The 20,050-nt window shown below is 68.5% G+C and carries 17 protein-coding genes, 1 tRNA gene and 1 pseudogene; 4 read left to right on the top strand and 15 right to left on the bottom strand.

The window, feature by feature from the left end; all coding sequences use genetic code 11:
* Window positions 1-317: 317 nt before the first annotated feature.
* Window positions 318-899 (bottom strand): annotated as a pseudogene (gene coaE / locus HC028_RS12375) (dephospho-CoA kinase); the annotation flags it as partial.
* Between the two features lie 142 nt (window positions 900-1,041).
* Window positions 1,042-2,547 (bottom strand): 30S ribosomal protein S1, encoded by a 1,506-nt coding sequence (gene rpsA, locus HC028_RS12370; RefSeq protein ID WP_168076661.1) that lies wholly within the window; start codon window positions 2,545-2,547, stop codon window positions 1,042-1,044.
* A gap of 264 nt (window positions 2,548-2,811) precedes the next feature.
* On the opposite strand from rpsA, the gene HC028_RS12365 reads away from it, so the two are divergent.
* On the top strand, window positions 2,812-3,645 hold the full coding sequence (locus HC028_RS12365; RefSeq protein WP_239075398.1) for a class I SAM-dependent methyltransferase: 834 nt from the start codon (window positions 2,812-2,814) through the stop codon (window positions 3,643-3,645).
* 10 nt (window positions 3,646-3,655) lie between these two features.
* Window positions 3,656-4,237 carry a Uma2 family endonuclease gene (locus HC028_RS12360; RefSeq protein ID WP_168076657.1) on the top strand — a complete coding sequence of 194 codons (582 nt, stop codon included), beginning with the start codon at window positions 3,656-3,658 and terminating at the stop codon, window positions 4,235-4,237.
* Between the two features lie 10 nt (window positions 4,238-4,247).
* On the opposite strand, the gene polA is transcribed toward HC028_RS12360, so the two are convergent.
* From polA to HC028_RS12305, 11 genes are all read right to left on the bottom strand, one after another.
* The gene (polA, locus tag HC028_RS12355; protein ID WP_168076654.1) at window positions 4,248-6,947 is read right to left on the bottom strand and encodes a DNA polymerase I; all 2,700 of its coding nucleotides are present in this window, start codon (window positions 6,945-6,947) and stop codon (window positions 4,248-4,250) included.
* Window positions 6,948-7,007: 60 nt separating this feature from the next.
* On the bottom strand, window positions 7,008-7,583 hold the full coding sequence (locus HC028_RS12350; RefSeq protein WP_239075399.1) for a DUF6328 family protein: 576 nt from the start codon (window positions 7,581-7,583) through the stop codon (window positions 7,008-7,010).
* A gap of 314 nt (window positions 7,584-7,897) precedes the next feature.
* Window positions 7,898-8,665 carry an amino acid ABC transporter ATP-binding protein gene (locus HC028_RS12345; protein WP_275408234.1) on the bottom strand — a complete coding sequence of 256 codons (768 nt, stop codon included), beginning with the start codon at window positions 8,663-8,665 and terminating at the stop codon, window positions 7,898-7,900.
* Complete coding sequence (locus HC028_RS12340; protein ID WP_168076653.1) at window positions 8,662-9,639, bottom strand: amino acid ABC transporter permease; 978 nt, start codon at window positions 9,637-9,639, stop codon at window positions 8,662-8,664. The genes HC028_RS12345 and HC028_RS12340 overlap by 4 nt, the downstream gene beginning before the upstream one ends.
* 2 nt (window positions 9,640-9,641) lie before the next feature.
* A complete protein-coding gene (locus HC028_RS12335; protein ID WP_168076648.1) occupies window positions 9,642-10,592 on the bottom strand; it encodes an ABC transporter substrate-binding protein in 951 nt (316 codons plus the stop codon).
* A gap of 64 nt (window positions 10,593-10,656) precedes the next feature.
* A complete protein-coding gene (locus HC028_RS12330; RefSeq protein ID WP_168076646.1) occupies window positions 10,657-11,367 on the bottom strand; it encodes an ABC transporter ATP-binding protein in 711 nt (236 codons plus the stop codon).
* On the bottom strand, window positions 11,357-12,268 hold the full coding sequence (locus HC028_RS12325; protein WP_168076644.1) for an ABC transporter ATP-binding protein: 912 nt from the start codon (window positions 12,266-12,268) through the stop codon (window positions 11,357-11,359). Before HC028_RS12325 ends, HC028_RS12330 begins: the two co-directional genes overlap by 11 nt.
* Window positions 12,261-13,388 carry a branched-chain amino acid ABC transporter permease gene (locus HC028_RS12320; RefSeq protein ID WP_168076959.1) on the bottom strand — a complete coding sequence of 376 codons (1,128 nt, stop codon included), beginning with the start codon at window positions 13,386-13,388 and terminating at the stop codon, window positions 12,261-12,263. Before HC028_RS12320 ends, HC028_RS12325 begins: the two co-directional genes overlap by 8 nt.
* A 29-nt stretch (window positions 13,389-13,417) precedes the next feature.
* Entirely contained in the window at window positions 13,418-14,368 is a 951-nt protein-coding gene (locus HC028_RS12315) for a branched-chain amino acid ABC transporter permease (RefSeq protein ID WP_168076957.1), read from the bottom strand.
* Window positions 14,369-14,466: 98 nt separating this feature from the next.
* Window positions 14,467-15,624, bottom strand: a complete 1,158-nt coding sequence (locus HC028_RS12310) for a branched-chain amino acid ABC transporter substrate-binding protein (protein WP_168076642.1) — start codon at window positions 15,622-15,624, stop codon at window positions 14,467-14,469.
* A gap of 205 nt (window positions 15,625-15,829) precedes the next feature.
* Complete coding sequence (locus HC028_RS12305; protein ID WP_275408235.1) at window positions 15,830-16,435, bottom strand: ANTAR domain-containing response regulator; 606 nt, start codon at window positions 16,433-16,435, stop codon at window positions 15,830-15,832.
* Between the two features lie 83 nt (window positions 16,436-16,518).
* Here HC028_RS12305 and HC028_RS12300 point away from each other — a divergent pair.
* Together HC028_RS12300 and HC028_RS12295 are read left to right on the top strand one after the other, a co-directional pair.
* Window positions 16,519-16,592, top strand: a tRNA-Leu gene (locus tag HC028_RS12300).
* 276 nt (window positions 16,593-16,868) lie between these two features.
* Window positions 16,869-17,291, top strand: coding sequence for an SRPBCC domain-containing protein (locus HC028_RS12295; RefSeq protein ID WP_168076638.1), 423 nt, complete (start codon window positions 16,869-16,871; stop codon window positions 17,289-17,291).
* Window positions 17,292-17,311: 20 nt separating this feature from the next.
* Here the strand turns inward: HC028_RS12295 and HC028_RS12290 are convergent, their stop codons facing one another.
* A complete protein-coding gene (locus HC028_RS12290) occupies window positions 17,312-18,199 on the bottom strand; it encodes a hypothetical protein (RefSeq protein ID WP_168076956.1) in 888 nt (295 codons plus the stop codon).
* 178 nt (window positions 18,200-18,377) lie between these two features.
* Window positions 18,378-20,039, bottom strand: a complete 1,662-nt coding sequence (locus HC028_RS12285) for an amidohydrolase (protein ID WP_168076636.1) — start codon at window positions 20,037-20,039, stop codon at window positions 18,378-18,380.
* Window positions 20,040-20,050: the final 11 nt, after the last annotated feature.

The raw sequence follows: 20,050 nt of genomic DNA, 5'->3' as shown, positions 1-20,050 counted from the left end.
GTCCGACAAGACTTCTGGGCCGGCGTCACTTCTGGGCCGGCGTCCCCCGCGCGGGTGCGTGGACACGATTCATTCCGGCATTGCGATTGTGCGCCAAAGATCACCAGGTTACCGTCGATACGTAGGCCGCTCGCGGCGGCCGATCGGGAAGCTGACGGATCGTCCATACCGATCCGTCCCCCGACGCAGGGTCTGCAGCCCCGGCATGGCCGGTGAGGCGCACCGCTGCGGTCGCGCTGGAGAGCGCTGACCGGCCGCCGCGAGCGCCGTAACGTATGTGAACCTCTCGTTTACAGTGCCTCGCGTCACGCGGACGCGAGGCGCTCGCGCCACACCTCGTCGACCTTGCGGCTCAGATCCTCAAGGCTACCGTCGTTGACGATCACGATGTCGGCGACAGCTCGGCGCTGCTCGTCGGTCGCCTGGGCACGGATCCGCGCGGCGGCCTCGTCAGGGGTCATCCCGCGATCACGGATGAGTCGGGCCACCCGGGCGTCTTCATCGGCGAGTACGACGATGACGAGCTCGTACGCTCCGTTGAGTCCCGACTCGACGAGCAGCGGCACATCGTTGACGACGACCGCGTCCGGCGGCGCCGCTGCAACCAGTTCCGCGGTCCGGGCGCGTACCCGCGGGTGGATGATGCCCTCCAGCCGGCGGCGCGCTGGGTCGTCGCCGAACACGCGGCTCGCGAGCGCCGCCCTGTCCAGTGCGCCGTCCGCAGCCAGCACCTCGGGCCCAAACTCGGCCACGACCTCGGCGAGCCCGTCCGAACCCGTGGCCACGGCCTCCCGCGCGAGCCGGTCGGCGTCGATGACGATCGCGCCAAGTTCCGCGAGCCGGGTGGCGACGGCGCTCTTGCCCGCGCCGATCCCGCCGGTCAATCCCACCATCAGCACGGGCAAAGTCAACCGCACCGGCGAACGAGCCGATCAACCGGGCTCCGTTCTACCGCAGGTGCGTTCTACCGATGAACGTGCCGCGGCCCCGCACCGGCAGAACCGGTGCGGGGCCGCAGATGTACCTAGTTGCTGACGGAGGTCAGCTCTTGCCGCCAGCGAGCTTCTCGCGCAGAGCCGCGAGCGCCTCGTCGGTGGCCAGGGTGCCGCTGGGCTCCTCGGTGGCCCGGGCGGGCGCCGGGGTCGTCGAGGACGTCGGGCCAGCGGGAGCCGCCTCGGCGGTCGCCTCGGCCGCGCGGGCCGTCTGCACCTGCTTGGTGTGCGCCTCCCAGCGCTGGCGGGCCTCGGCGTACTGCCGCTCCCACTCCTCGCGCTGCTTGTCGAAGCCCTCGAGCCACTCGCCCGTCTCCGGGTCGAAGCCCTCGGGGTAAATGTAGTTGCCCTGCTGGTCGTAGGTCGCGGCCATGCCGTAGAGGGTGGGGTCGAAGTGCTCCTCGCCCTCGACGAAGCCCTCGTTAGCCTGCTTGAGCGACAGCGAGATCCGCCGGCGCTCCAGGTCGATGTCGATGACCTTGACCATGACCTCGGAGCCGACCTGCACGACCTGCTCCGGGATCTCCACGTGGCGCTCGGCCAGCTCGGAGATGTGCACCAGGCCCTCGATACCGTCGTCGACGCGCACGAACGCACCGAACGGCACCAGCTTGGTGACCTTACCCGGGACGATCTGCTGGATCGCGTGGGTCCGGGCGAACTGCCGCCACGGGTCCTCCTGCGTCGCCTTCAGCGACAGCGAGACCCGCTCGCGGTCGAGGTCGACGTCGAGCACCTCGACCTCAACCTCCTGGCCGACCTCGACAACCTCGGACGGGTGGTCGATGTGCTTCCAGGACAGCTCGGAGACGTGCACCAGACCGTCGACGCCGCCGAGGTCCACGAACGCGCCGAAGTTGACGATCGAGGAGACGACGCCCTTGCGGACCTGGCCCTTCTGCAGCTTGTGCAGGAACTCCGTGCGCACCTCGGACTGAGTCTGCTCAAGGTAGGCGCGGCGGGACAGCACCACGTTGTTGCGGTTCTTGTCCAGCTCGATGATCTTGGCCTCGAGCTCACGACCCACGTACGGCTGAAGGTCGCGGACGCGCCGCATCTCGACCAGCGACGCGGGCAGGAAGCCGCGCAGCCCGATGTCGAGAATGAGGCCGCCCTTGACCACCTCGATGACCGAGCCGCGGACGACGCCGTCCTCTTCCTTGATCTTCTCGATCGTGCCCCACGCGCGCTCGTACTGCGCACGCTTCTTCGAGAGGATCAGGCGGCCCTCCTTGTCCTCCTTCTGGAGAACCAGAGCCTCGATCTGGTCACCCACCGTCACAACTTCAGCGGGGTCGACGTCGTGCTTGATCGACAACTCGCGCGAGGGGATGACACCCTCGGTCTTGTAGCCGATGTCGAGCAGGACCTCGTCCCGATCGACCTTGACGACGGTGCCCTCGACAATGTCGCCGTCATTGAAGTACTTGATGGTCTCGTCAATCGCGGCGAGGAACGCTTCCTCGCTGCCGAGGTCGTCGACGGTGACCTTGCTGCCGCTGGTGGTGGTGATCGCGGCGGGTGCGCTCGAGGTGGCCTCGATGCTGCTCGTCATGTGGGTTGTTGCTCCGGTCGGATGGGTGTCAGGCGGTGACCTGTGGTGCCCTCGAGGACCCGGCGCCAAGCACGACCCGCCACCCAGACGGTGATGGGGTTGTGTTGACGACCAGCGGGCCTGCTCCCTGCCGAGACACGCGGCCCACGAGTGCATCGAACAGCCTACCGTGCGCAATACCACACGGTCCAACCATCCCCGGCAACCGTCGCCATTATCTTCCTGATCTTTTTGCTCAGGGTGACTACCCGTACCGTTATGGCCGTGAGTGACGCGGGTGTGACACGTCGGTGGGTGACCTCCGGCGAGAACCGTCGGGCCAGTCGTGGCTGGTGGGACGCTGATGCGGACGCGTACCAGGCCGAGCACGGCGACTTCCTGGGTGACGTCGACTTCGTCTGGTGCCCGGAGGGGCTACGCGAGGCCGACGCGCGCCTGCTGGGCGACGTCGCCGGCCAGCGGGTGCTGGAGATCGGGTGCGGCGCGGCGGCCTCCGCACGGTGGCTGGCCACCCAGGGAGCGCGGGTCGTGGCCGCGGACCTGTCCGGCGGGATGCTGCGGCACGCGCGCGAGGCCGCTGAGAGATCAGGCGTACGGGTACCGCTGGTGCAGTGCGACGCCCTCGCCATCCCGTTCGCCGCCGAGGCTTTTGACACGGTATGCACTGCTTTCGGCGCGGTTCCGTTCGTGGACGACTCGGCCCGGCTGATGCGCGAGGTGTTCCGGGTGCTGCGCCCCGGCGGGCGATGGGTCTTCTCGGTGACCCACCCCATGCGCTGGGTCTTCCTCGACGACCCGACCGAACGCGGCCTGGTCGCGGCCCACTCCTACTTCGAACGCACCCCCTACGTGGAGTACGACGAAACCGGCGCGGCGACGTACGTCGAGCACCACCGCACCCTGGGCGACCGGATCCGGGAACTGGTCGCGGCCGGCTTCGTCCTGGCCGACCTGATCGAGCCGGAGTGGCCTGAGGGGCACGAGCAGATCTGGGGCCAGTGGAGCCCACTGCGCGGCCGGATCTTCCCCGGTACGGCGATCTTCGTCGCCGAGAAGCCGTCGGTTCTGGCCCCTCCCCCGGCGTCGGTTTCCGAGTAGCGTGACCGGCATGAGCGCAGAGCCGATCGACCGCGGCGCCCGACCATGGTCTCCAGACCCGGTTCGGCAGCGAATGGCCGATTTCACCATCGAAGACGTGCTCGCCATCCCGGACGACGCCCCCCGCGTCGAACTCGTCGATGGAGTGATGGCCGTGGTCCCCTCCCCTTCGCTCGACCATCAGGCCATCAGCAACCTGCTATGGGCATGGCTGCGGAAGCACCGCCCGCATCCTCTCGACGCCGCAACAGCAGTCGGCGTCGCCGTGTCACTGAACAACACCTGCGAGCCCGACGTCCTGCTGCACTGGGCTGAGATCAAGCGGACCCGCCACTTCCTCATGCCGCACGAAGTCCTGCTGGTCGTCGAAGTCGTCTCGCCGGGCACCAGACGTCGCGACCGGCTCGAGAAGCCGGCCGTCTACGCCGAGGCTGGCATCCCGAACTTCTGGCGGATCGAGCAGGACCCGGTCCACGTCTACGCCTACACGCTCAAGGACGGTGCCTACGTGGAACTGGCGAACAGCGCGGACGAGCTCGTCGTCGACGAGCCGTTCCCCATCCGGCTGCCGATCCGGGAGATCACCCCGTAGGCAGCCGGCCTCAGTGCTCGGCGTCGTCCCAGTCGCGACCCACGCCGACCGAGACCTCCAGCGGCACGTCCAGCGGGTAGGCCGCGCCCATCTGGGTGCGTACGAGGTCCTCGAGCGCCTCGCGCTCCCCCGGGGCCACCTCGAAAACCAGCTCGTCGTGCACCTGCAGCAGCATCCGCGACCGCAGCCCGGACTCGCGAAGAGCGGCGTCGACGCGCAGCATCGCCACCTTGATGATGTCGGCTGCCGAGCCCTGGATCGGAGCGTTGAGCGCCATCCGCTCGGCCATCTCGCGCCGCTGCCGGTTGTCGCTGTTGAGGTCGGGCAGGTAGCGCCGCCGCCCGAGCACCGTCTCGGTGTACCCCTCGCGGCGGGCCTGGTCGACGACGGCGTGCAGGTAGTCGCGCACCCCGCCGAAACGCTCGAAGTACTCCTCCATCAGCACGCTCGCCTCGGCCGGGCTGATGCCGAGCTGCTGGGACAGGCCGTACGGCGACAGCCCGTACGCCAGGCCGTAGTTCATCGCCTTGATCTTGCGCCGCTGGTCGGGGGTCACCTCGTCCACGGGGACCGAGAAGACCGACGACGCGGTGGCGGCGTGGAAGTCGAACCCGGAGTTGAAGGCGTCGATGAGCGCCTCGTCCTTGGACAGGTGCGCCATGATGCGCATCTCGATCTGGCTGTAGTCGGCCGACAGCAGGGACTCGAAGCCAGGACCGACGACGAAGGCGCGCCGGATGCGCCGCCCCTCCTGCGTACGGATCGGGATGTTCTGGAGGTTGGGGTCGGTGCTCGACAGCCGGCCGGTCGCCGCGACCGTCTGGTTGAACGTGGTGTGGATACGCCCGTCGGTGCTGACGGACTTGAGCAGGCCGTCGACGGTGGACTTCAACCGCGCCACGTCCCGATGCCGCAGCAGGTGCTCCAGCAGCGGGTGCTGGGTCTGCGCGTACAGCCACTGCAGGGCGTCGGCGTCCGTCGTGTAGCCGGTCTTGATCTTCTTGGTCTTGGGTAGCCCGAGCTCGTTGAAGAGGATCTCCTGCAACTGCTTGGGTGAGCCGAGATTGAACTCCCGGCCGACCACCTCGTAGGCGGCGTGCGCCGCCTCCTTGACCCCGGCGGCGAACTGGGCCTCCAGCTCCGACAGGTACTCGGTGTCGGCCGCGATGCCGGCCTGCTCCATCCGGGCCAGGACCTCCGACAGCGGCAGCTCAACCTCGGCGAGCAGCCGCTGGTTGTGCTCACCGCCCCGGATCGGGTCGGCGGCGATCGCGTCGGCCAGGTCGAGCGTGGCGCGCGCCCGCAGCATCAGGTTGCGCTCGACCTCGCCGTCGTTGCCGAGGCCGTCGAGGGTGAGCTGGCCGTCGTCGGGCTCCTCGACGCGCAGTTCGCGCTGCAGGTAGCGCAGGGCCAGGTCGGTCAGGTCGTACGAGCGCTGGTCGGGCATGGCGAGGTAGGCCGCGAGGGCGGTGTCGGTGGCGACGCCGCTCAGCTGCCAGCCCCGGGCCGCGCACGCCAGCAGCGCGGGCTTGACCTCGTGCACCACCTTCGGCCGCTGCGGGTCGGCGAGCCACAGCGCCACGGCCGCCTCGTCGGCGTCGTCGAGGCGGGTCGGGTCGAACCAGGCGGCCGGCCCCTCGGCTGTCGCGAGGGCGACGCCGGTGAGGTCACCCGTGCCGCGGCCGAACGTGCCGGTGAAGGCGGCGCCGATGCGCGCGCCGACGGGGGCGTGCTCGTCCAGCCACGCCTGCACCGTGCCGGGCTCGAGCATGGTGCAGGTCAGGTCGAAGCCCGCCTCCGCCTCCGGCTCGACCGCCTCCAGGTACTGGTAGAGCCGGTCGCGCAGGATCCGGAACTCCAGCGTGTCGAACAGCTGGTGCACAGCCTCCCGATCCCAGCCCTGCCACTCCAGGTCGCCCGGCGCGACCGGCAGTTCCAGATCGTCGACCAGCCGGTTGAGCTCGTAGTTGCGCATGACGTCGGCCAGGTGGGCGCGCACGTTCTCGCCCGCCTTGCCCTTGATCTGGTCGATGTTGGCGATCAGGCCCTCGAGCCCGCCGTACTGCCCGATCCACTTCGCGGCGGTCTTCGGGCCGACGCCCGGTACGCCGATCAGGTTGTCGCTGGCCTCCCCGACGAGGGCGGCGAGGTCGCGGTAGCACCCGGCGCCCACACCGTACTTCTCGGTGACCTTCTCGTCGGTCATCCGGTCCATCTCGGAGACGCCCCGCTTGAGGTAGAGCACGGTGATGTCGTCATCGACGAGTTGGAACGCGTCGCGGTCACCGGTGACCACCCCGACCCGCATGCCGGCGTCCCGGCCGCGACGGGCGAGCGTCGCGATCACGTCGTCGGCCTCGTACCCGGGCTTCTCGACATAGGTGATGCCCAGCGCGTCGAGGACCTCGCGGATCAGGCTCACCTGGCCGGCGAATTCGTCCGGCGTCTTGGCCCGGCCAGCCTTGTACTCCGCGTACTGCTCGGTGCGGAACGACTGCCGCGAGACGTCGAAGGCGACCCCGATGTGGGTCGGCTTCTCGTCGCGGAGCATGTTGATGAGCATGGAGGTGAAGCCGAAGACCGCGTTGGTCGTCTGACCGGTCTTGGTCGCGAAGTTCTCCGCCGGCAATGCGTAGAACGCCCGGTATGCCAACGAGTGGCCGTCCAGAAGGAGCAGTCGCGGAGTGGCGTCAGCCGACGAAGGTGTCACGCCCTGCGACTCTAGTCCGCACCTCCGACAAGGTATGAGATCGGCACGGCGTTAAGGACATCACCGATCCGATCCGCCGGAGACCCGCGGGACGCCCGTCCGCGGCAGCGCCCGCCGTTGCAGGAGCGGCTGCACGTACCAGATGAGGACGAACCAGGCTGCGATCATGCCCGCGACCACGCCGGCCGCACGTACGCCTACGACCACGTCGAAGATCAGATATACCGAACCGATCACCGCAACGAGCAGAAACGCCAGGCCGGCGAGGGCCAGCCGACCCGCTCGATTGACGATCTCCGGCTTCTGCCGGCGCCGGAACAGGATGCGGTGCTGGCTGACCGGAGCGATGAGGCACGAGGTGGCAAGCGCGGTGGCGATCAGGGTGACCAGGTACACCACCCGCTGCTCCGAGTTGATCTTCCCGAAGCCATCGGTGAACGGGAGCGTGAGCAGGAACGCGAACAGGATCTGTACGCCGGTCTGGGCGACCCGTAGCTCCTGGAGCAGTTCGTTGAAGTTGCGGTCGGCGCGCTCGGCACGCGTCTCCCGACGACCGTCGACCGCCGCGTCCCCGCCCACCCGATCCTGGATCACGGCCGCGACCTCCCCGTCGATGCCCATAACGCTGGTCGTCATTAAGTGCCCAGGCAGGATTGGATCAAAACCCCGGTAAACGACAAGGTGAACGGCTGGTAACGGGAAATGTCGCACCGTCGGCGGGACCTCCCCTACCTCGGTCCCGCCGACGGCGGCTTCGATGGTCGCCACCACCACTATCGCGGTGACAACCGGCGAACGCTGTCGCCCGGGGTCGAGGGTACGGCGGTGCCCCGGGGGCAGCGATACCCCCGTGGGTACCGCCCTGACCGGCCAAGCGGACCGCCGGCACGACCGTCGGCGCCGGCGACCCCCTCAGGCGGTGATATCAGGAGTGGGTACGACCGGGTCGTTCAGAGCACCTTTGCCAGAAACGCCCGGGTACGTTCATGCTGCGGGTTCGCGATGACTTCCCGGGGCGCACCCGCCTCGACGACCACGCCGCCATCCATGAACACCAGAGAGTCGCCGACCTCCCGGGCGAACCCGATCTCATGCGTCACGACGATCATCGTCATGCCCTCGCTGGCCAGGCTCTTCATCACGTCGAGCACCTCGCCGACCAGTTCCGGGTCGAGCGCGCTCGTCGGCTCGTCGAACAGCATCAGTTTGGGTCGCATCGCCAGCGCCCGCGCGATCGCGACCCGCTGCTGCTGACCGCCGGAGCACTGTCCCGGGTACGCGTCGACCTTGTCGGCGAGCCCGACCCGGCTGAGCAGTTCGACCGCGCGCTCCCGGACCTGGGCCTTCGGCTCCCGACGGACCCGCAGCGGCGCCTCCATCACGTTCTCCAGCACGGTCAGGTGCGGGAACAGGTTGAACCGCTGGAACACCATGCCGATGGCGCGACGCTGCTCGGCGACCTCCTTCTCCCGCATCTCGTGCAGTTTGCCGCCGCGCTCCCGGTAACCGATCAGGTCGCCGTCCACCCAGATGCGGCCGGCGTTGATCTTCTCCAGGTGGTTGATGCAGCGCAGGAAGGTCGACTTGCCGGACCCGGACGGCCCGATCACGCAGCACACCTCGCCCTGGCGCACCTCCAGGTCGATGCCTTTGAGAACCTCGAGCCGGCCGAACGACTTGTGGACGTTCTCGGCCCGCACCATCGGCTGGTCGGTCATGCCGCCACCCCGCCTCCGCCGCCACCCTGCTCGGCGGCGAGCCCTCGCAGTTTCAGCTTCGCCCGGTCCTGCTTGCCGTAGCCCCGGGAGAAGTGCCGCTCGATGAAGTACTGGCCGACCAGCAAGAGGCTGGTCAGAGCGAGGTACCACAGACAGGCGGCCGTGTACATCGGGAACGGATCGAAGGTGCGCTTGCCGATCGCGTCGAGCTGGAAGAACAGCTCGTAGGTGACGGGCACCATGATCAGCAATGAGGTGTCCTTGAGCATCGCGATCGTCTCGTTCCCGGTCGGCGGCACGATCACCCGCATCGCCTGCGGGAGGATGATCCGCCGCAGCGCCTGCCCCCGGCTGAGGCCGAGCGCCTCGGCCGCCTCGGCCTGCCCGGGGTCCACCGACTGGATGCCCGCGCGCACGATCTCGGCCATGTACGCCGCCTCGGACAGCGCCAGGCCGAGCAGGCCGGCGAAGAAACCGGCGAACACGTCCCGGGAGGTGAAGCCGCCGACGCGCAGGTGCAGGTCCGGGATCCCGAACAGGGCGCCCAACTGGGTGTCGAACGGCACGCCGAACTCGACCCGACTCCACAGGATGCCGAGGTTGCCGAAGACGGCCAGGAGCACCAGTCGGGGAACCGCCCGGAAGAACCAGGTGTAGACCCAGGCGACCGACCGCAGGATCGGATTGTCGGACAACCGCATCACCGCGATGATCACGCCGAGGGCGATGCCGACCGCCATGGCGCAGATGGTCATCAGCAGCGTGCCGCGCAGCAGGCCGTCGACGACCGGTTGGTTGAACAGGTTCTCGAAGATGAAGCCCCATTTGAACGCCTTGTTCGTCACGATCACGTGCACGAACATCGCGGTCAGCACCGCGAGGACGGCGACCGCGGCCCAGCGTCCGGGGTGCCGCACGGGCACGGCCTTGATCGGTTCAGGCCGTGCCCGCACGTCGGTGACGTCTGTAGCCATGATCAGGAGCTGGGGCTGGCACTCGGGGTGGCGGCGCCGTCAAGCTTGGGGTTCAGCTCGGGGTTGGCGATGGCACCGGCCTGGACGTTCCACTTCTCCAGGATCTTCTGGTAGGTGCCGTCGGCGATGAGCGCCTTGACCGCGTCCCGGACCGCCTCGGCGAAGGCCGTCTGGTCCTTGGAGATGGCGTACCCGTACGGTGCCGAGTCGTAGATCTGTCCCAGCGTCTCGAGCTGGCCGTTGGTCTGCTTCACCGCGTACGCGATGACCGGCGAGTCCGCCAGCATGGCGTCGTCCTTGCCGCTGACCACGGCGTTGGTCGCGTCGCTCTGGGCCGGGTACGGGTCGATCGTGATCGCCGCCTTGCCCGCGTCGGTGCACTTCTTGGAGCGCGCGGTGATGTCGTCGACCTGCACGGTGTCCTTCTGGACGGCGATCTTCTTGCCGCACGCCTCGTCCGGCTTGATCCCCGCTGGGTTGCCCTTCTTGGTCAGCCAGTGGGTACCGGCCGAGTAGTAGGTCACCATGTTGGCCTGGGCGAGCCGCTCGGGGTTCACGGTGAAGGATGACACCCCGATCTCGTACTTCCCGGAGGTGGTGACGCCGGGAATGATGTCGCCGAACGTCGCCGTCTGGAACTCCGCCTTGAGGCCGAGCTTGGCCGCGACGGCCTTGAACAGGTCGACGTCGAACCCGATCGCGGTCTTGCCGTCGGTGTCCAGGAACTCGCTCGGCGCGTACGTGGTGTCGCTGCCGACCAGGATCTTGCCGTCGGCCTTGATCGCGGCGGGCACCTTGTCGGCGAGCGCCTTGTCCACGGTCGTGTCCGACGCGCCGTTGTTGCCGCTGGTGCCACCGTCGCTGTTGGTACCGCCGCACGCCGCCATGGACAGCGTGACGGCCACGGCCGTCAGCGCCAGAGCGGCACCCTTGCCGCGAGTGGGGAGAAACATCGTGTGCGAAACCCTTCTGTACTGATGTGACTCGCGTGGGTAGCGCGCCGGATTGCCGGACACCCTACGCCACGCCCAGGTACGCCTCCTTGACGGCTGGGTCATGCAGCAGCTCCGCGCCGGTGCCGGAGCGCACGATGTTTCCGGTCTCCAACACGTACCCCCGGTGCGCACGGGACAGCGCCTGCTGGGCGTTCTGCTCCACCAGGAGGATCGTCGTGCCCTGCTGGTTGATCTCGGTGATGATGTCGAAGATCTGCTGGATGAGCATCGGCGCCAAGCCCATCGACGGCTCGTCGAGGAGCAGCAACCTGGGCCGGCTCATCAGGGCGCGCCCCACCGCGAGCATCTGCTGCTCCCCGCCGGACAGCGTGCCGCCCGGCTGTTTCGCCCGCTCCGCCAGGCGCGGGAAGAGGGCCAGCACCCGTTCGAGGTCGGCCGCGATCCCGGCGCGGTCCTTACGGGTGTAGGCGCCCATGTCGAGGTTTTCCAGCACGGTCATGCCGGGGAAGATCCCCCGGCCCTCGGGTGCCTGGCACAGCCCCCGCACCACTCTCAGGTCGGCGCGCAGCCGGGTGATGTCCTCACCGTCGAAGCGGATCGAACCCGAGGCGACCGGACGAAGACCGGAGATGGCCCGCATGGTGGTGGACTTTCCCGCGCCGTTGGCCCCGATGAGCGCCACGATCTCGCCCTCGTCGACGGTCAGGCTGATGCCGTGCAGGGCCTGGATCCGCCCGTACAGCAGCGTGATGTTCTCAAGCTCAAGCAGCATCTGCCGGCACCCCCAGGTAAGCGGCGATCACCTTGGGGTCGTCCCGGACCTCTGCCGGCGAGCCTTCCGCGATCTTCTTGCCGAACTCCAGCACCACGATGCGGTCGGTGACGCCCATGACCAACCGCATGTCGTGCTCGATGAGCAGCACGGTCACCCCGGTGTCCCGGATCTGTCGGATGAGCTGGAGCAACTGCCCCTTCTCGGCCGGGTTGAACCCGGCCGCCGGCTCATCCAGGCACAGCAGTTTCGGCTCGGTCGCGAGCGCTCGCGCGATCTCCAACCGGCGCTGCTCGCCATAGGAGAGGTTGCGCGCGAGCTCATTGCGGCGCCTCTCGACCCCGACGAACCGGAGCAGCCCCTCGGCCTTCTCGCGGGCCGCCCGCTCCTCGAGCACGTGCCGGGACAGGCCGAAGATCCGCTGGCCGGCGCGGCGCAGGCGCTGCACCATACCGGGGAGACCGCCCGCGGTGACCTCGGTCAGCTCGTGCGGCTTGGCGGCGACCCGGTACAGGCGGAACAGGGCGCCCACCACACTGGTCCGGTGCCGGGCGTCGGCACCGACGAGGACGTTCTCCAGAGCGGTCATCTCGGGAAAGAGCCGGATGTTCTGGAAGGTGCGAGCGATGCCCATCCGAGTGATCTCGTAGCGCTTGCGACCCGACACCCGCTCGCCGTCGAACCGGATCTCACCGCTGGTCGGACGGAAGACCCCGGTCATGGCGTTGAAGCAGGTCGTCTTGCCGGCGCCGTTGGGCCCGATCAGACCGAGGATCTCCCCGCGGTACAGCGTGAAGTTGACCGAGTCGAGCGCCACCACGCCGCCGAAGCGCAGCGTGACGTTGTCGACCTCCAGAAGCGGTTCCCCGGTCGCCCGCGTCGTCGTGTTCAGCTCAGCCATTGACAGGCGCCTCCTTGGCCCGGTCAGCCAGTTCGACCGCACGGCGGCGACTGGGCAGGATGCCCTGCGGGCGGAAGATCATCACCGCGATCAGCGCGAGGCCGAAGATCAGGTATCGGTAGTCCGCGAACTCGCGGAACCGTTCGGGTAGGTACGCGATGATGACGGCGCCGATGGTCACCCCCAGGAGGTTGCCCGCGCCCCCGACGACGACCGCGGCGACGTACAGGATCGACGTCTGCAGCAGAACGGTCTCGGCGTTGAAGAAGGTCTGCTTGGTGGCGAACAGCGCCCCGGACAGGCCGCCGAGTGCCGCCCCGATCGCGAAGGCCCACAGCTTGAACCGAAACGACGGAACGCCCATGATCTCGGCCGCGTCCTCGTCCTCACGGATCGCCAGCCAGGACCGGCCGACCCGGCTGTTCTCCAGCCGCCGCACCGCATACATGCAGATCAGCACCGCGGTGAGGGCCAGCCAGTAGAACGGGCGGGTGTCGTTGATGCTGAACAGCGACCGACCGCCGAGCGGCTCGCCGTCGACGCCGAGGGTCTGGACGAAGGACGGCCAGTTGCCCGGCGGGACCGGCACGCCAGTGATGCCACGGTTGCCGGCGGTGATCGACGAATTGACCGCGAAGAGGCGGATGATCTCACCGAAACCGAGCGTAACGATCGCCAGATAGTCGCCCCGCAGCCGCAGTGTCGGCCAGCCGAGCAGGACACCCGAGATCATGGTCAGGGCGATCGCGAGCGGGATGCAGACGATCCAGGGGTACTTGATGACCACCGGGGATTGCGGCGATCCGAAGATCGCGACGGTATAGGCCCCTACCGCGAAGAAGCCGATGTAGCCCAGGTCAAGCAGACCGGCCAGGCCGACGACGACGTTGAGACCGACAGCGATCAGGACGTACACCGCCACCAGGAACAAGATCCCGGTGAAGTCCGTCTCGGTGGTGCGGATGAAGGGGATCTGCAGGTTGGGCAGCGCGTAGAGCACCACGAGGAACGCAGCCATCGCGCCGACTCGCCAGCCGCGTGGCAGGTCGCTCCAGCGCCGTCGGAGGCCGCTCACCGCCTCGACCCGCCGGTCGTCGAAACGCCGCAGCCTATCGGTCACGCCGGCGCGGGGCTTGTCGTTGGTCTGGGTCATACCCGCGCCCTCCCGAGTGACTCACCGAGGATGCCGTTCGGCCGGAAGAGCAGCACTAGCACCAGCACCAGGAAGCTGACGACCTGACGCCACGGGTTGCCGAACAGACCCGCGCCGAAATTTTCGACGACGCCCAGCAGGAGCCCGCCCAGCAGTGCGCCGCGCAGATTGCCGATGCCACCGAGAACGGCGGCGGCGAAGGCGGCGATACCGAGGTTGAACCCGACGTCGTAGGTGGTGCTGCCGACCTTCAGGCAGTAGAGCACCGCCGCGAAGCCGGCGAGGATGCCACCCAGCGCGAAGATCAGCATGATGATCCGGTCCCGGTTGACGCCCATCAGCGACGCCGTCTCCGGGTTCTGCGCGACCGCCCTGACCCCGCGACCCCACTTGGTCCGTTTGATGAAGAAGTCCAGCGCGGCCATCATGGCCAGCGCGCTCACGACGATCACGATCTGCACGTTGTATACGGTGGCGTCGAAGAAGTCGAACTGCGCCGCCGGCTGGACCAGCCGCGGCATTCCGCGCGGTTGCCGATCGACGATGATGCCGACCGCCTCCATCAGCACCAGCGACGCGCCGATCGCGGTGATCAGGAAGATCAGGCTCGGGGCGTTGCGTTTTCGTAGCGGCCGGTAGGCCACCCGCTCGATCACCAGCGCCGTGGCGCCGGCGGCGACGGCCGCCACCGCCATGGCGATGACGACGTACCCGAGCACCTGGACCATCGGCGGGACCTTGGTGTCGACGCCGAGCCCGAGCCAGTTCCAGGTGAGCCAGCTCGCGAACGTCCCCACCATGAAGACTTCCGAATGCGCGAAATTGATCAGCTTGAGGACGCCGTACACCAGCGTGTAGCCGAGCGCCACCAGGGCGTAGATCGAACCCTGTGTCAGGCCGGTGACGATCAGTTCCCAAACGTTGTTGACGACGAAGTCGATGTTCACGGGTGGGCGCTCCACGGAGATATGGGGAAGGCCGGTGCGGCCGGAGCACGCTCCGGCCGCACCCTGATCGGTGTCGTACGAGCCTCGGACGGGCCCGGTTACGCCTTCGGAATCTCCTTGTCGGGCACGATCTGGCCGTTTTTGACGATGTACGCCCACACCGCGACGGAGTTCGGGTCCAGCTCACCGTTGTCCTGGAACTTGAACTTCGTGGTGATGCCCTGGCCCTCGTATTTGCTGACGAAGTCGTTGAGCTTGGCCCGGGTGGTGTTGCCAGCCTCGATGCCCTTCAACAGGATGTTGGCCGCGTCGTAGGCCTCAGCGCTGTAGGTGCCGGGGTCCCGCCCGCTCAGGGCTTTGTAGTCGGCCGGGAACGAACCCTCCACCTTGTCACCCGGCACACACGGGCAGGTGAGGATGGAGCCCTCGGCCGAATCCTTGCCGGCGCCACTGATGAGGTCGTCGGTCTTGGCGCCATCGCCCGCCACGTACGTGGCCTTCACACCCGCGCCGCGCAGCTGCTTGAGGAACGGCGCACCCTCACGCACGTACCCGCCGTGGAAGATCGCGTCGGGGTTGGCGGCCTGGATCTTGGCGACCAGCGCCGAGAAGTCGGTCTGCTTCTCCTGGATGACGTCGCTGCCGATGACGGCGGTGCCCAGGGTCTGCTTGACCTGGTCGGCGAGGCCCTTGCCGTACTCGGAGGCGTCGTCGATGACGAACACCTTCTGCGCCTTCAGCGTGTTCTTGATGTACCGGGCCGCCGCCGGCCCCTGCGAGGCGTCGTTACCGAGGCCGCGGTGGAAGGTCTTCCAACCCGAGGTGGCCAGCGCCGGGTTCGTGGCCGACGCGGTGAGGATCACCACCCCTGCGGAGCTGAGGATCGGGTTGGCGACCTTGGACTCGCCGGAGAACGCGGGTCCGACCACGCCGAGGATCTTCGAATCGCCGGCGACGGCGGTCGCCAGCGGCGGCGCCTTCTCGGCCGATCCCTCGGAGTCCTTCTCCACCAGGTCGACCGTGCAGTCCTTGTGCTTGTCGTTGTACTGCTTCAGAGCCAGCTTCGCGCCGTCACGAATATTGATACCCAGGATGGCGTTGCCCCCGGTGAGCGCGCCGAAAAAGGCGATTTTGTAGCCACACTTGTTGGCCGCCGCCGTTTCCCCACCGTTCGAGCTGGCGCACGCGGCGGCACTGGCGACCATTGCCGCGGCGAGGGCGGCGCCGCCCGCCACGCGCACGAATCGTTGCCTCAACGCTTCGAACCCTCCTCCATTCGGAGGATCTCCACCAACCCCACGTTGATCTGCTGGGATGTGACAGAGATCCCAAAACCGTGGTCCGGTCTGGGCGGGGACTCTATTGCACGGAACTAGCGCGCCGTAAGTGTCTGAGTGACGGGTTGTCTGAACCGTTACGTGCGACCGCAGCCGATGCTTGATCGGTGTAACAAACAGGTTTCTATGCCGGCTTCGCGGAGGGATTTGACGGGGATTCTGCGAGAATCCGATCGGCTACCTCGCGCATCGACATCCGGTGGTCCATGGCCGTGCGCTGGATCCATTTGAAGGCTTCCGGCTCGCTCATGTCGTACGCCGCCATGAGCATGCCCTTCGCCCGCTCGATCGCCTTGCGCGTCTCCAGCCGGTCCTGCAGCGAAGCGACCTCGGCCTCGAGCGCGGCCACCTCGGCGAATCGTGACAGGGCGATTTCGATCGCCGGCACGAGGTCGCTCTTCTGGAAGGGCTTGACCAGGTAGGCCATGGCCCCGGCCGCCCGCGCCCGCTCCACCAGCTCCCGCTGGCTGAAGGCGGTCAGAATGACGACCGGCGCAATCTTGGCTCCCGCGATCTTCTCAGCGGCGGCCAAACCGTCCATGATCGGCATCTTGATGTCGAGAATGACGAGGTCCGGGCGGAGGTCCTCCGCGAGCCGCACGGCGGTCTCGCCGTCGGCCGCCTCGCCGACGACGTCGTAGCCCTCCTCGATCAGCATCTCCCGCAGGTCCAGCCGGATCAGCGCCTCGTCCTCCGCGATGAGCACCCGACGGCTCGGCACCTCAGTCACCCGCGACACTCCGATCGACCTCGAAACTCCGACGGCGATTACCGCCCCGATCAGAGTAGTCGGTACCCTATGACCGCGTGCTGGTCCCCGTATCCCAACCGGCAGAGGAACGGAGCTCAAACCTCCGACAGTGTGGGTTCGAATCCCACCGGGGGCACATCTCGAACGAAAAAGCGCACCGAGGCTCCGGCGCCCCCGGAGCCTCGTCTCTTTCGCCGTGAATGTTGCCGTCTGTGCCGCGCCAGCCGGCAGCGGATCCACCACCCGCCCGATCAGCAGCGGACCGAAACGTCAATCGTCCGCCACATCGGCCGATGGACGCGGGGTCCAGGTGCGGTGATGCTGAGCACTGACGCGCACGTCCGCGATCAACACTCCCTCTCCCCCTCCCCCAGCACCGCACTCGGCGAAACAGGGCGATACCGGAGGACAGATGAACACCCGGACGGCTACCGCCTATCTCCCCGCAGTCCCTGAAGACGTGTGGATTGCGCTGACCGATCCGGGACAGACGCCGGAGTTCCTCTTCGGCCTGGCCGTCGAGTCCGAATGGTCGACCGGAAGCGCGATCAGGTACCGCAGCCCCTGCGGTCGGGTGGTCGGCGGGCAGATCGTTCACATCGAACCCGGCCGGCTGCTCGTCCACAGCTTCACCGACTGCGGCACGTGCGCGGGCGACCCGACAAGCTGGGTCACCTGGGAGCTACAGCAGGTCGGCATCGCCGTCTGCCGGGTGAGCGTCACGATCGACGAGCCCGACACCCGCGACGAAGCAGACCCGGACGGCGCGTGGGCGACGGCGTTGGCCAACCTCGAGGCGTACGTGGCGGGCGGTGGATGCCGGCCGGCGGATTGAGGCCGACATCCCGGGCGTGGTCACTGGCCGCGGCGTACCCGCGCGACCACGGAACCGGCAGCCCCGGAGACCGCACCGGACGTGCTGGTCCACCGGCCGTCCGTGGCCGTCCACCGCGACATCCCCGCCCGTACCTCTTCGACGCCGCCCGCTTGCGCGTGCGCGACCAGCCAGTACGCGTACCGCCGCCCCGTCACCGCGTCCGCCGCGCGTACGCTGACCTCGCTCGCGCCGGGCCCCGCCACGACCTGGGCCCCGCTCCCCCAGTCAGCACGCAAGCCCTCGGTGAGCGCGTCGATCGCGGATGCGCCGCGGGGCGCCACGTCGACCGCGCTCGTGTCGGCCGGGAGCGTGCAGGCGACGGCGGCAGCGGCCTCGCCGGACAGCGCGCGGGCCAGCGTGTCCGCCCGGTCGACCCACTGGGCGTACGCGTCCGGGTAGGCGCTGCGCTGTACCGCCTGCGCCGCTGCACCGACGTCCATCGCCTGCCAGCCGGGTACCTTCACCAGCGCCGCGTAGAACGCGGCGGCAGCGAAGCGCGCGTCCATGAGCTGTTGCGGCTCGCCCCAGCCCTGGCTCGGCCGCTGCTGGAACAGGCCCACCGAGTCGCGGTCCCCACCGGACAGGTTGCGCAGCTTCGACTCCTGCAGTGCCGTCGCGAGCGCGACGTGTACGGCTCGTACCGGCAGCCCCGCGCGCAACCCGACCGCCGCGATCGTCGCCGCGTTGGCCATCTGTTCGGGCTCCAGGCTCGTCTGCGCGCCGGCCCGCGCCACGCACACCGGTTGCGGCGGTGCGGGCTTCAACGCGGCCGGCATGAGGACGTGCCAGGCGCCGTAGCAGCCGATCCCGATACCGGCGACCACGACGAGCAGCACCACCACGACCGTACGGATCCGCAAGCCCACCTCCCCACACGGCGGAGCGCCCACGGCGACGCGCACCCAGGCGACAGCGTACGGGCCGCGCCGCCGCGGGCGGTTCCCGCCGGCGCGGGTCGGCTTCGTCGTGGCCCGGGGCTTGCCGCATCGGCGCGGGCGAGACGCTGCCCGTCTGGCGGTCAGTCCTCCCGCGCCACCCCGTCGATCACGACGAGACCGTACGGCGGGTGGGCGGCACCGCTCCATCCCGCGAGTAGACCAGCCGCCCGTCGACCATCACGTGGTCCACCTTCACGTCCAGCAACTCGTCCACGCCACAGGTGGTCGGGTCGCGATCGAGAACGATAAGGTCGGCCGCCTTGCCCACCTCGACCGAGCCGTAGCGCTCCGCCAGTCCGAGCGCCTCGGCAGCGTTGATGGTGTGCATCCGTAGCGCCTCCTCCAGGGTGACCGCCTGCTCCGGCTCGACGATCTCGCCGAGAAACGTCTGGCGGCGCAGGCAGCACCAGATCCCGAAGAACGGGTTGGTCTGGCGGTCTTCGGCACCCACGTACACATCGGAGCTTCCGGAGACGATGAATCCCTCGTCGTGCAACAAGCGGAAGGGGAACCGTCCCCGGCTCGCCACCGGACCGAGGTACGTGGGGAAGAAGTCACCGAAGTTGTAGAGGAAGACCGGCTGCGGTACCGGCAAAATGCCTGCGGTGCGCCACGAGCGCAGCGCTCCGGGCCGGGTCAGCAGGTTGCCGGCATGCTCCACCCGGGTGATCGGCAGATCGGGTACCAGCCGACGTGCCTCGGTCGCCGCGGCGCAGACCACTTCCTGGGCACGCTCACCGTTGGCGTGCACCGCCAGCTGAAGGCCGACCGCGCCGGCGCGTCGGATCATGCTCGACAACTGTCGCCGGTCGAGGTTGACCTTGCCCCTGGAGCCGGGGCGTATCGCATGGGGCCGGCGGTACGCGGTGTGCACCGCCGCGTTCTTCGCCGAGTAGCCGCCGTCGGAGAAGACCTTGATGCCGCGCGCGGAGATCCGCTGCGCGTCTGCCGGGATGAGGTCCTCGGGGTGCAAGGCGGCTTCGAAGTCGACGGTCCCGGGCGCGCAGACGAACACCTCGAGACGCTGTGGGATCCGGCCCGACGCCACCAGGCCCACCAGCTCCCGGACCCCCTCGGCGGAGCCGGAGATGTCACCGACGGCCGTCACGCCGAACCGGGTGAAGAGTTGCTGGGCGCCGGCTGCGAGAACGTCGGCCAGGTCGAGGTATTCGGGATCCTTGATCGGAAGGAGGCTGTCGACCTCGCTGACCACGCCGGTGGGTGTGCCGTCGGCGCCCATCTCGACCACGGCCCCACCCATCGCGCCCTTGCTCCGGTCGCTGAACCGGCCGAGATCGGCCAGCTCCATCGCCACCGTGTTGAGCAGCGTGGTGTGACCGCCAGCGTGCACCGCGATGGGAACGGTCTTGCTGACGGAGTCGAGTTCGGACCGGGTCGGATACCGTTTGTCGGCCAACTTCTGGTTGAAGAACAGGTTCGCCTGCGCGCGCAGCCAGCCGCCGTCATGCTTGTCCTGTGCGATGCCGTCCCGCAGGGCATCGAGCACGTCAGCGATGGACGCGCAGTGCGGGACCCGGACGTCCACCATGGTTCCCAGGGCGCGTGCGCTCACCTCGAGATGCGCGTGCGGGTCGATGAATCCCGGCATCGTGGTCCGGTCGCCGAAGTCGATCACCTCGTGCGGCCCGCCGCCCGCGTCGCCGTCTGCCACTTCGACAATGACGCCGTCCCGTACGCGTACCGCGCCGGCGTGCTGCGCCCCCCGTCGGGCGAGCGTGCGGACCTGACCCTTGATCACAGTGTCCATCAGCCGAATTC

The sequence above is a fragment of the Planosporangium flavigriseum genome (assembly GCF_011947225.1).
In the GTDB taxonomy this organism is placed as follows: domain Bacteria; phylum Actinomycetota; class Actinomycetes; order Mycobacteriales; family Micromonosporaceae; genus Planosporangium; species Planosporangium flavigriseum.
The sequence above is the reverse complement of the archived record's forward strand: the minus strand, read 5'-3'. Positions and strand labels throughout refer to the sequence as shown.

Excerpts from the sequence above, each read along its gene's own strand:
- rpsA (WP_168076661.1), bottom strand. The coding sequence starts at position 2,547 with ATGACGAGCAGCATCGAGGCCACCTCGAGCGCACCCGCCGCGATCACC.
- HC028_RS12360 (WP_168076657.1), top strand. The coding sequence starts at position 3,656 with ATGAGCGCAGAGCCGATCGACCGCGGCGCCCGACCATGGTCTCCAGAC.
- HC028_RS12350 (WP_239075399.1), bottom strand. The coding sequence starts at position 7,583 with ATGACGACCAGCGTTATGGGCATCGACGGGGAGGTCGCGGCCGTGATC.
- HC028_RS12345 (WP_275408234.1), bottom strand. The coding sequence starts at position 8,665 with ATGACCGACCAGCCGATGGTGCGGGCCGAGAACGTCCACAAGTCGTTC.
- HC028_RS12340 (WP_168076653.1), bottom strand. The coding sequence starts at position 9,639 with ATGGCTACAGACGTCACCGACGTGCGGGCACGGCCTGAACCGATCAAG.
- HC028_RS12335 (WP_168076648.1), bottom strand. The coding sequence starts at position 10,592 with ATGTTTCTCCCCACTCGCGGCAAGGGTGCCGCTCTGGCGCTGACGGCC.
- HC028_RS12330 (WP_168076646.1), bottom strand. The coding sequence starts at position 11,367 with ATGCTGCTTGAGCTTGAGAACATCACGCTGCTGTACGGGCGGATCCAG.
- HC028_RS12325 (WP_168076644.1), bottom strand. The coding sequence starts at position 12,268 with ATGGCTGAGCTGAACACGACGACGCGGGCGACCGGGGAACCGCTTCTG.
- HC028_RS12295 (WP_168076638.1), top strand. The coding sequence starts at position 16,869 with ATGAACACCCGGACGGCTACCGCCTATCTCCCCGCAGTCCCTGAAGAC.
- HC028_RS12285 (WP_168076636.1), bottom strand. The coding sequence starts at position 20,039 with ATGGACACTGTGATCAAGGGTCAGGTCCGCACGCTCGCCCGACGGGGG.